Source organism: Bradyrhizobium sp. (assembly GCF_035701725.1).
GTDB lineage: Bacteria > Pseudomonadota > Alphaproteobacteria > Rhizobiales > Xanthobacteraceae > Bradyrhizobium.
Genome location: NZ_DASSRP010000408.1, coordinates 1 through 10,375, shown reverse-complemented (window position 1 = coordinate 10,375; position 10,375 = coordinate 1). Strand labels below are relative to the sequence as shown.

Below are 10,375 nucleotides of genomic sequence, written 5' to 3'. Positions count from 1 at the left end.
AGCCGCGCTCCAGGAGAGCATCGGCGAGACGCGAGGCGCCGCCGCCGACATCGATGATGTCGGCCTGCTTTGGCGGCCGCAGCTGTTCGATCAGTTCAAGCGAGGGTGATGGACTATCCTGAAACCAGCTGACCTCGGTTTCATCGCGCGTGGTGTAGACCGTTTCCCAATGGTCCCGCGTCGTTGTTTCCGACATGAACGCGGGCCTCATTCGCCCAGCAGCTTGGCTGAAGCGAGATCGGCTGCCGCGCGCGAATCGCCCTTGGCCTCATAGGTGAGCCCGCGGGTCTTCAGCGCCCTGCCGTTATTGGCATTGAGGCGCACGGCGTTGTCGAGGTCCGGGAGCGCATGGACATAGTCGTCCTTTTTGAAATACGCGAAACCGCGTTCGGCATAATAGTCGGACAACGCATTATCCTTTCCAAGGCGCTCGCTGCCACCGGCTACGACCGCATCAGCGCTGGGACCGAGCTTGATGGCCTGGCTGCATTCGGCGATGGCGGCGTCGTATTCTTTTCTGAAATTATAAACCGCGCAACGGTTGTAGAACGCATCGGCATATTTCTTGTCGATCCTGGCCGCTTCGGCAAAATCCGCAAGCGCGGATTCATAATCCTCTTTCGCTCGCCGTTCGACGCCACGACTCAAATACTGGCGCGCCAGCACGTGACCGGCATAGCGTTTGGACTGGATGGCGCGCGAACAGGCATCGATCGCGGCCTCGCCGGTTTCTTTGATACAGATGTTGGCATCATTGCCGGCGGCCTGCGCATCGAGCGCGACGGCGCATAGCCCGACGGCAAGCAAGCCGGCGCATCGCGCCGCAAATCCCCTCTGCATGGTTCCCTCCCGTCCGGATTGCTTCCGGATCTGGTTTTAGAATAGCACGATGGACGCGGACGAAAAGCGGTCGGCGCCTACTCATTTGGACCCAAGCGAAAGTGAAAGGCCCGAACATGCCGATGTTCGAGGCTTGACGTTTATTGGCCGACCGCAGTGCAGGAGCTGATGAATGAGCGTTCACGGAATCTCCGTCGTATTCACAACTGAAGACGTTGCGCGGTCGGTCAAGTTTTACGTGGAGCAGCTCGGCTTCACCTGCACCCTGCAACTGGAGGGTTTTGCACGCGTCCAGCTGGGCGCAGCCGACATCATGCTGGCCCTGCCCAATGCCCATCAGCCCTGGCGGGGGCCCAGCTTCACGGGCTCGATCTATCTTGACGTCGACAATGTCGACGCGTTGTGGGAGAGACTGAAGACGCGTGTGCGCATCGCCTATCCGATCGAAACGATGGAGTACGGCTTGCGCGAGTTCGGCGTGCTGGACGACAACGGCTATCCACTGAATTTCGCGCAGCCCGTCGCGGCTCCCTGAACCCGTCGCAAGACCGTCGCAGTCAGCGCCCGGTTGACGGGCGCGGAAAGGCGAATGCGAGGAACGGGAAAAGGACAAGCCCGATCGCGGCTTTGGCTATGATAATCCTATGCAGGTTGCGCGTTTTTGCGGCAATTTGGGCTTCAGCCGCGCGCCGAAAATGTCTACCATCTCGCCCGAATTGAGGAGCGCTTCGGGATTCGTCCAATTCCCGTTCATTGGACGTGACGCGGACCTTTGAATTCAGGGGGCGATCTCTGCTTAAAGGACTTCTCACCTTCAGCCTGACCCGGCGTCCGCTGGTCCTGTTGGGCCTGCTGGGCTTTGTGGCGGCCGGCATCTTCGCATTTTCCCGGCTCAACATCGAAGCCTATCCGAATCCGGCGCCGGTGATGCTGGAGATCACGGCGCAGTCGAGCGGCCTTTCCGCCGAGGAGATGGAGCGCTATTACACCATTCCGATCGAGGTCGGGCTTGCGGCCACGCCGGGCGTCGACGTCATTCGCTCGACCTCGTTCTTCGGCCTGTCCTTTGTCCGCGTCGTGTTTCAATACGGTGTCGATTATTATTTCGCGCTGACGCAGACCGCCATCAATCTTCAGCAGAACGTCACGCTGCCCGGCAATGTCAACGCACAAATCCAGGGAACCAGCCTGGTCGGCGAAATCTACCGCTATGAGCTGGTCGGGCCGCCGCATTTCGGCCTGAGCAACCTGCGCACGGTGCAGGACTGGATCCTGCAGCGGCGGCTGCTTTCGGTGCCCGGCGTGGTGCAGGTCAACACCTGGGGCGGCACCACCAAGGAATACGACGTCGAGGTCGATCCGCGGAAGCTGGAAGCCTATGGCGTGACCTTGCAGCAGGTCATCGCGGCGCTCGGCAACGCCAACGTCAATGTCGGCGGCCGCACCATCAATATCGGGCAGCAATCGGTGAACGTGCGCGGCGTCGGCCTGATGGATTCAGGCGGCGAAGCCGATCTGACGCAAGGCTACAAGGTTCGCGACATCGAGAATGTGATGCTGGCCTCGCCCAGCGGCCTGCCGATCTTCGTCAAGGACGTCGCCAAGGTTTCGGTCGGCTATGTGCCACGGCTCGGCAAGGCCGGGCGCGACCATGACGAAGACGTGGTCGCGGCGATCATCATCATGAACCGCACCTTGCACACCAACGATGTGGTCAAGCGCGTCCGCTCCGAGATCGAGAAGATCAATTCCGACGGCAGCCTGCCGCCCGGCTTGAAGCTCGTGCCGTTCTACGACCGCTCGACGCTGGTCGGGGTCACCACTTCCACCGTGCTGCACAACCTGTTGTTCGGCTGTCTTCTGATTTTCATCGTGCAGTGGCTGTTTCTCGGCGACCTCAGAAGCGCAGTCATCGTCGGCGCCAACGTTCCGTTCGCCCTGTTCTTCTCGATCATCATCCTGGTCATTCGCGGCGAAGACGCCAACCTGCTCTCGGTCGGCGCGGTCGACTTCGGCATCATCGTCGATTCCGCGGTGATCCTGGTCGAGAACATCTACCGTAACTTCGCCTCGAGTCCGGAGGAGCGGCAGCAGTTGTTTCACCAGCTCGCCGAAAAGCACTGGGGCGACGATCCGACTGGCGCCGGCCAGCCGTCGAGCGACACGGGTTGGACCGGGCGGCTGCGGCTGATCCTGATCAGCGCGTTGCAGGTCGACCGCGCGGTGTTCTTTTCCACCGCCATCATCGTTGCAGCCTTCATTCCGCTGTTCACGATGCAGGGCGTCGAGGGCCAGATCTTCGGCCCGATGGCCCGCACCTATGCCTACGCGCTGGTCGGCGCGCTGCTTGCGACCTTCACCGTGACGCCGTGCCTGTGCTCGCTCCTGATGCCTGCGCATGTCAGCGAGGTCGAGACCTTCATCGTGCGCGGCATCCGCCGCGTCTATCAGCCGGTGCTGCGCTGGTCGCTGCGGCGGCGGCCGGTCACGATCGCGATCGGGCTGGTCTTTCTTGTGCTCTCCGGTTTCCTCGGCTCGCGCCTCGGCAGCGAGTTCCTGCCGACGCTGGAGGAAGGCAATCTGTGGATTCGCGCCTCGATGCCGCCGACGCTGTCGCTCGAGGCCGGCATGCCGCTCGTCAACCAGATGCGGGAAATCCTGCTGAAACATCCCGAGGTGATCACAGTCGTCTCGCAGCACGGCCGTCCCGACAACGGCAGCGATGCGGCCGGCTTCTTCAATGCCGAGTTCTTCGTGCCGCTCAAGCCGTTCGACGAGTGGCCGGCTAACTACACCAAGGAAAAGCTGGTCGAGGAATTGCAGGCCGAATTTTCCCAAAAATTCGTCGGCATCAATTTCAACTTCTCGCAATACATCCAGGACAACGTCGAGGAAGGTCTGTCGGGCGTCAAGGGCGCCAACTCCATCAAGATCGTGGGTCCGGATCTCGTAACGCTGGAGAAGATTGCCAAGGATGCCATGGCCGAAATGGCCAAGGTGCCCGGCATCGCCGACCTCGGCGCGTTCTGGGTGCTGGGTCAGCCCAATCTCAACATCAAGATCGATCGGGAAAAAGCCGCACGCTACGGCCTCAATGTCAGCGACGCCAACACCGTCGTGCAGGCCGCGCTCGGAGGCACCGTCGCAACCAACCTGCTCGAGGCCGACCGCCAGTTCGGCGTGGCGGTCCGGCTTGCGCCCGAATACCGCAACGACATCGAGAAGGTGCGCAACCTCAAGGTCGGCGTGCAGACCGCGAGTGGAACCGCCTACATTCCCCTGAGCGACTTCGCCGCGATCACGCTCGACACCGGCGCATCCTACATCTTCCGCGAACGCAACCAGCGCTTTGTCCCGATCAAATTCTCGGTGCGCGGCCGCGATCTCGCCGGCGCGGTTGAGGAAGCCCAGGAACGCATCGGCAAGAACATCAAGCTGCCGACCGGCTACCGGATCGATTGGGCCGGCGAGTTCGAATGGCTGCAGCAGGCCAAGAAGCGGCTCGCCATTATCCTGCCGGTGACGTTCGTCTTCATCATGGTGCTGCTGTACGGCCTGTTCAATTCGTTCCGTCACAGTCTGCTGGCGCTGCTCGGGCTTCCCTTTGCGATCTCCGGCGGCATTATCGGCCTCTATGTCTTCGACCTGAACTTCTCGATCTCGGCAGCGATCGGATTCATTTCGCTATTCGGCGTCGCGGTGATGAGCGGCATCCTGATCATTCACGGCTACTACCGCGTCGTCAGCCATGGCGTCGATCCCGAAGAAGCGATGTTCGAGGCGGTCGACCAGCAGATGCGGCCGATCCTGATGATGACCTTGTCGGCCTGCATCGGACTGCTACCGGCCGCGCTGTCGACCGGCATCGGCAGTCAGGTGCAAAGGCCGCTGGCGACCGTCATCGTGGGAGGAATGCTGATCGGCCCGATCATGCTGCTGTTGGTGGTGCCGGCGCTGCAGAGCTATTTCCTGGGACGCGAGGCTCACGAGGCGCCGCGCCCAAGCCCGGAGCAAGGCCCCGAACAAGGTCCGCAACAAGCCGAACATCGGACATGAGCCGCAATCAGAACCGGCGGGCGATCACGCCGCCGCCGCGCGGCGCGATCCAGATCCATGCCGAGAGGGGCCAGTGGGCCCATGCCCTACTGATGCGGGCCCTAGGCCGCTCTCGGGACGGTGTTCGTGGGGTTGCCGCTACGCCTGAGCCCGAACCGATGCGTCGGCGATCGTCGCGGCACGATGTGCAGGTGGAGTCATCAAACCTCCTCTGCTTCGGCCAACTTTCCGCGTTGGTCAACGTGAAGCTTGGTAAGGAAGCTCTGATTTGTCAATGTTCCATTGCGAGGTCATCAACGGCAGCAATGCTGCCATACAACGGATTTGCTTCGCCGGAGCTTGATGGCATAACGGCGAGCCGAACGAGGAACACATGATGAGAAACGGACTTTTTCCTGTTGCAGCTCTTATGATCGTTGCCCTGGCAGCAGGATCGTCAATGGCCCGGCAACCGCGACCAATCCCGCAGCCGGCGGTCAGCACCTATTGCGCGACCATCGAGCCGGGAAATCCCTTTAGCAAGGTCTACGATTACGAGGCCTGGAGCGCGTGGCGCGCACGCGGCCTGTGGGACGATCGCGGCTCCAATGCCTGCGCCCGCAATCCGCTTTATTCGCCGGGCGGAACGTCGCCCTACAAGCGAGATCCCTATCCGAACCCGAGCTGGTTCTGAGCCGGTCAGCTAGCTGTGCAGACCCGGCGCCTCGTGACCGGAGCGCGCGACATATTCGGTGTAGCCGCCGCCATATTGATGGATGCCTTCGGGCGTCAGCTCGAGCACGCGGTTGGAAAGCGCGGCGAGAAAATGCCGGTCGTGCGAGACGAACAGCATCGTGCCCTCGTATTGCGACAGCGCCGCGATCAGCATCTCCTTGGTCGCCATGTCCAGATGGTTGGTCGGCTCGTCCAGCACCAGGAAATTCGGAGGATCGTAGAGCATGATCGCCATCACCAGCCGCGCCTTCTCGCCGCCGGACAGCACGCGGCATCTCTTTTCGACGTCGTCACCGGAAAAGCCGAAGCAGCCGGCGAGCGCGCGCAAGCTCCCCTGGCCGGCTTGCGGAAACGCATCTTCCAGCGATTGAAACACCGTGCGCTCGCCGTCGAGCAGATCCATGGCGTGCTGGGCGAAGTAGCCCATCTTGACGCTGCCGCCGAGCGCCACCGTGCCGTCATCGGGATCGGTTGACCCCGCGACCAGCTTGAGCAGCGTGGATTTGCCGGCGCCGTTGACGCCCATCACGCACCAGCGCTCCTTGCGGCGGATCATGAAATCGAGACCGTCGTAGATGACGCGGCTGCCATAGGCCTTCTGCACGCCCTTGAGGCTGACGACGTCTTCGCCCGAGCGCGGCGCCGGCGGAAAATCAAAGGCCACGGTCTGCCGCCGGCGCGGCGGCTCGACCCGCTCGATCTTCTCCAGCTTCTTGACCCGGCTCTGCACTTGAGCCGCATGGGACGCGCGCGCCTTGAAGCGCTCGATGAACTTGATTTCTTTCGCGAGCATCGCCTGCTGGCGCTCGAACTGCGCCTGCTGCTGCTTTTCGGCGAGCGCGCGCTGGGTCTCGTAGAATTCGTAGTCGCCGGAATAGGTGGTGAGCGAGCCGCCGTCGATCTCGATAATTTTATTGATAATGCGGTTCATGAACTCGCGATCGTGCGAGGTCATCAGCAGCGCGCCCTCGTATCCCTTCAAAAATTGCTCGAGCCAGATCAGGCTCTCGATATCAAGATGGTTGCTGGGCTCGTCGAGCAGCATCACGTCGGGACGCATCAGAAGAATCCGCGCCAGCGCCACGCGCATCTTCCAGCCGCCGGAGAGCACGCCGACGTCGCCGTCCATCATCTCCTGACTGAACGAAAGCCCCGCCAGCACCTCGCGGGCGCGGCCCTCCAGCGCGTAGCCGTCGAGCTCCTCGAACCGGTGCTGCACCTCGCCATACTGGGCGATGATCTCTTCCATCTGGTCGGCACGGTCGGGATCGGCCATCGCCGCTTCCAGCGCCCGCAATTCGGCCGCGACCTCGGCAACCGGCCCTGCCCCGTCCATCACCTCGGCCACGGCGCTGCGGCCGCTCATCTCGCCGACATCCTGGCTGAAATAGCCGATGGTGATGCCGCGATCGGTCGACACCTGCCCTTCGTCCGGCAGCTCCTGCCCCGTGATCATGCGGAACAGCGTGGTCTTGCCGGCGCCGTTGGGGCCGACCAGGCCGGCCTTCTCGCCCTTCTGAAGCGCGGCGGAGGCTTCGATGAACAGAATCTGGTGGCCGATTTGCTTGGAAATGTTGTCGAGACGTATCATGCGTGAGGGGAGCCCGGATCAAGGTTTCGGGCCGCTCTTAAGCGATATCGGACGAGAGTGGAAGGGTGTCCGGCCGCAACCCGCCATGCCCCTTGGGACTTCACAAGCCTGGCAGATTCAACACCTACGTCCGACCAATTGGCGGGCCTCTCTGATCGAGAAATCGGTTGACCAGGAGTGCGCCAAGCAAGAAGGCAAAACCCAGCGCAATGAGCCCCGTCCCCGCCCGAGCTACCGTGAATTCAAAGGCGTTCGTGGCGACAGCGGAAGGCTCGTCGGCAGTCGTCGACGGCACAGAGGTGGCAGCCATTGGCACCGAGGGGGCAGCCATGTCCTTGTTGTCCGTCGATGCCGCCAAAAGCATCTCGACGTCGACCGAGTGCGGCGGTGCCTTGTCCGGCGCATCGATAGTGGGCGGGGCAACCATGGGTGCCGCGAGCCCAGCCACTGCCGCCTCGCGGGCGGGTGCAGGAGCTGCCTCGGCCACCTCCGGCGCAGAGGCCGCCGCCTGAGGCGCGCTCGCCGGCGCCGCGCTCAGCACTTGAGCCCGCGCATCCAAGACCGCCTTCTTGTGCAGCTCGGCCTCATTCTCTTCGGGAGCGACGACAGGCCGCTTCGGCGTGTGGTGGTAAATCGGCCTTTTGGCCGCTACAGTCGCCGCGTCAGCCTGGAACCAGCATTTCCGGTGGCCTTCGAGATGATAGACCCAGTGCTGGCCGGGCGCCGCCGACCTGCCCGGTTGCGACAGGCATTGCTGCTGGACGGGCGCGGGAGCCGGCGCAGCGGCCTCTTGAGGGGCAGGGTTGAACAAATCCGTCAGGGCATTCGAGGAGGCAGGCGAGCTCGACAGACCTGCAACGAGAAGAGAAGCCGCTACGCAAAAGCGTCGATGGCCGGACATGGATACTCCGGTGTTGCGCCCCCAATCCGGGCACGACCTTCGAACGCGACCTAGGTCGCAATGCGACCCCAATCCGGCAAGCCTGAGAACTTATTCGGGCAGAGAACCCGGGCCATCCGACACGCCAGGGGGGCGTATGCTATGGCCAACACGCGTGGGGCGAGATCAGGACGCGCCGGGAGCGAAGGGCGTCCCCTACTTCAATTCCGTGATCACGGCGCTCGCCGAACCGCGCACCACGAGCTCGGTGTGGATGCGGTCGCGCTTGTTGAAGCGGATATCGCCGGATTTGTACTCGTTCACGACGGCCTTGCCGCTCGGCTCGGTCGACTGCAACGGCGAATCTTCGAGATAAACGACGACGACATCCTTGTCGTGAAAATGCATCGGCGTCGGATCGTTGAGATACCAGCGATAGTGCCAGACGATGACCCGGTCGTTTTCAATCAGCTTGTCGATGTGGGGGCGCGGATAGGCGTTGGGATAGCCGGAATTGTTGGGGAGTGGCGCGAGCGGATGATTCTTCAGGCCGATAATGACGCTGCGAACGCCGGCTTGACCCGCGGTTTCGCCGGCATGACCGTAAACGGCGCTGCCCTTGGCGAAGTCGATGGCGACGAAATCGTCGGGCATCGAAGGCATCGCATCGGTCGTATCCCAGACCTTGACGCGTTCGTTGTCGATCACGGGCTTGGTCTCCGCGGCCAACAAGGGCGTAGCGAGGATCGGCGCTGCGCCGAGCGCGGCCAGAAGGACGATCAAGAAGCGCTTTGGCATTTCCGGTTTCTTTCGCTGTTCCTGTCGAGAAAGCTCAATCGCGCTTGAAGCGATAGTTGAAGCGCCCGCCATCAGCCGTGATGAAGCCCGCAGTCGGCGACGGGAAATGGATCGGCAGGATCAGCGTGTCGGTGCCCGCGACGGAGGTGAAGAATTTCCGCCGCGACTGCGCCGACTGCTTCATGTCCCAATCGGGCTTCGACGACCAGTCGACCTCACGGCACTGGATCGCGTGGTGCATGAGGTCGCCGGCGACGACCGCGCGCTTGCCCTTGGAGTGGATATTGACGCAGCAGTGACAGGGCGAGTGCCCCGGCGTCGGCGTCAGCGTGATCGTATCGTCGAGCGCGTAGTCGTCATCGACGAGCAGCGCCTGCCCGGCCTCGACGATCGGCAGGCAATTGTCGCGGAACACCGTCCCCGGTGGATCGTTGCGCTTGTTGTGCTCGGCTTCCCACGCCGCATATTCGCCTTTGTGAAACACGTATTTCGCGTTCGGAAATGTCGGCACCCAGCGGCCGTTGCGCAGCGTCGTGTTCCATCCGGTGTGATCGATATGCAGGTGGGTGCAGAAGACGTAATCGACCTGCTCGAAACCGATGCCGAGCGCAAACAGTTCATTGCGCCAGCGCTCCTTGCCGGGAAAATCGAAGGGCGGCGGATGGCCCTTGTCCTCGCCGGTGCAGGTATCGACCAGGATGGTGTAACGGGGCGTGCGCACCACGAAGGTCTGGTAGGTGATGACGATCTTGCCTGCCGCCTCGTCCCAGACCTCGGGCTCCATCGACGGCAGATGACGGCGGAATGTCGCCTCGTCATAGGCCGGAAAGAAGTCCTGCGGCCGCCGCCAGGGCCCGTCGCGCTCGATCACGGAATCGATGGTGACGTCGCCAATCCTGATCTGCTTCATGGTCCCCTCGTGTCGACCGTTCGAAAAATCAGCGTAGCGGCGGCGCTAGGTGGGTCAAGCCGGACGTGAACAGGGCACTGTTGCACGGGGAGTCCGGCTCGCCGGCCGCGCCAGGCTCTGGCGATCATTTTTGCCGGAGATCCCGCGCACGATCTGTCTTAACGCGACGGTCGTGTGACCCGGAGTAATCTCACGCGCACGCGCCGGCTCTAAAGGATTCTTTAACGCAAGTGACTTTGGAACTCGCTACATTGCATCAACTTGAATTGCCGAAGGGGCGATCCAAGAGCGAGAGAGGGAGTCCCACATGTCACGCAGCACACCGCTTCGCGTCGTCGGCGCCGTGCTTACGCTTGTTTTCGTGCCTCCCGCAAATTCAGCTTCAGGCAGCGGCCATTCTGCAAAAATGCATCGCACTCAGCACGCACTCCATCGAGCGACTGCGACTTACCGAGGGCCCACGATGGCAGAAGGCGAAGCGTTACCGTATCGACCGGAATACGGTTTTCTTCATCACGTGCCGCCAAACGCGATCAGGATGCCGGGTTATACTTTCGTCCCGGGCGTGGGGATACTCGGCGCGTCG

At 62.4% G+C, this 10,375-nt stretch carries 8 protein-coding genes and 1 pseudogene; 3 read left to right on the top strand and 6 right to left on the bottom strand.

The window, feature by feature from the left end:
- Positions 1-196, bottom strand: a pseudogene (locus VFL62_RS24825) (SAM-dependent methyltransferase); the annotation flags it as partial.
- Positions 197-207: 11 nt separating this feature from the next.
- Entirely contained in the window at positions 208-840 is a 633-nt protein-coding gene (locus tag VFL62_RS24820) for a hypothetical protein (RefSeq protein ID WP_325175035.1), read from the bottom strand.
- Between the two features lie 172 nt (positions 841-1,012).
- On the opposite strand from VFL62_RS24820, the gene VFL62_RS24815 reads away from it, so the two are divergent.
- From VFL62_RS24815 to VFL62_RS24805, 3 genes are all read left to right on the top strand, one after another.
- Positions 1,013-1,375, top strand: a complete 363-nt coding sequence (locus tag VFL62_RS24815) for a VOC family protein (RefSeq protein ID WP_325175034.1) — start codon at positions 1,013-1,015, stop codon at positions 1,373-1,375.
- Between the two features lie 257 nt (positions 1,376-1,632).
- Complete coding sequence (locus VFL62_RS24810) at positions 1,633-4,896, top strand: CusA/CzcA family heavy metal efflux RND transporter (protein ID WP_325175036.1); 3,264 nt, start codon at positions 1,633-1,635, stop codon at positions 4,894-4,896.
- 439 nt (positions 4,897-5,335) lie between these two features.
- Positions 5,336-5,569, top strand: a complete 234-nt coding sequence (locus VFL62_RS24805; protein ID WP_325175033.1) for a hypothetical protein — start codon at positions 5,336-5,338, stop codon at positions 5,567-5,569.
- 9 nt (positions 5,570-5,578) lie between these two features.
- Here VFL62_RS24805 and VFL62_RS24800 read toward each other — a convergent pair whose 3' ends face one another.
- The 4 genes from VFL62_RS24800 to VFL62_RS24785 form a co-directional block, all read right to left on the bottom strand.
- Positions 5,579-7,201 (bottom strand): ABC-F family ATP-binding cassette domain-containing protein, encoded by a 1,623-nt coding sequence (locus VFL62_RS24800; protein WP_325175032.1) that lies wholly within the window; start codon positions 7,199-7,201, stop codon positions 5,579-5,581.
- Positions 7,202-7,325: 124 nt separating this feature from the next.
- Complete coding sequence (locus VFL62_RS24795) at positions 7,326-8,102, bottom strand: hypothetical protein (protein ID WP_325175031.1); 777 nt, start codon at positions 8,100-8,102, stop codon at positions 7,326-7,328.
- 195 nt (positions 8,103-8,297) lie between these two features.
- Positions 8,298-8,879 carry a hypothetical protein gene (locus VFL62_RS24790; RefSeq protein WP_325175030.1) on the bottom strand — a complete coding sequence of 194 codons (582 nt, stop codon included), beginning with the start codon at positions 8,877-8,879 and terminating at the stop codon, positions 8,298-8,300.
- 34 nt (positions 8,880-8,913) lie between these two features.
- Complete coding sequence (locus tag VFL62_RS24785; protein WP_325175029.1) at positions 8,914-9,789, bottom strand: MBL fold metallo-hydrolase; 876 nt, start codon at positions 9,787-9,789, stop codon at positions 8,914-8,916.
- Positions 9,790-10,375 lie beyond the last annotated feature (586 nt).

Excerpts from the sequence above, each read along its gene's own strand:
- VFL62_RS24820 (WP_325175035.1), bottom strand. The coding sequence starts at position 840 with ATGCAGAGGGGATTTGCGGCGCGATGCGCCGGCTTGCTTGCCGTCGGG.
- VFL62_RS24815 (WP_325175034.1), top strand. The coding sequence starts at position 1,013 with ATGAGCGTTCACGGAATCTCCGTCGTATTCACAACTGAAGACGTTGCG.
- VFL62_RS24805 (WP_325175033.1), top strand. The coding sequence starts at position 5,336 with ATGGCCCGGCAACCGCGACCAATCCCGCAGCCGGCGGTCAGCACCTAT.
- VFL62_RS24800 (WP_325175032.1), bottom strand. The coding sequence starts at position 7,201 with ATGATACGTCTCGACAACATTTCCAAGCAAATCGGCCACCAGATTCTG.
- VFL62_RS24795 (WP_325175031.1), bottom strand. The coding sequence starts at position 8,102 with ATGTCCGGCCATCGACGCTTTTGCGTAGCGGCTTCTCTTCTCGTTGCA.
- VFL62_RS24790 (WP_325175030.1), bottom strand. The coding sequence starts at position 8,879 with ATGCCAAAGCGCTTCTTGATCGTCCTTCTGGCCGCGCTCGGCGCAGCG.
- VFL62_RS24785 (WP_325175029.1), bottom strand. The coding sequence starts at position 9,789 with ATGAAGCAGATCAGGATTGGCGACGTCACCATCGATTCCGTGATCGAG.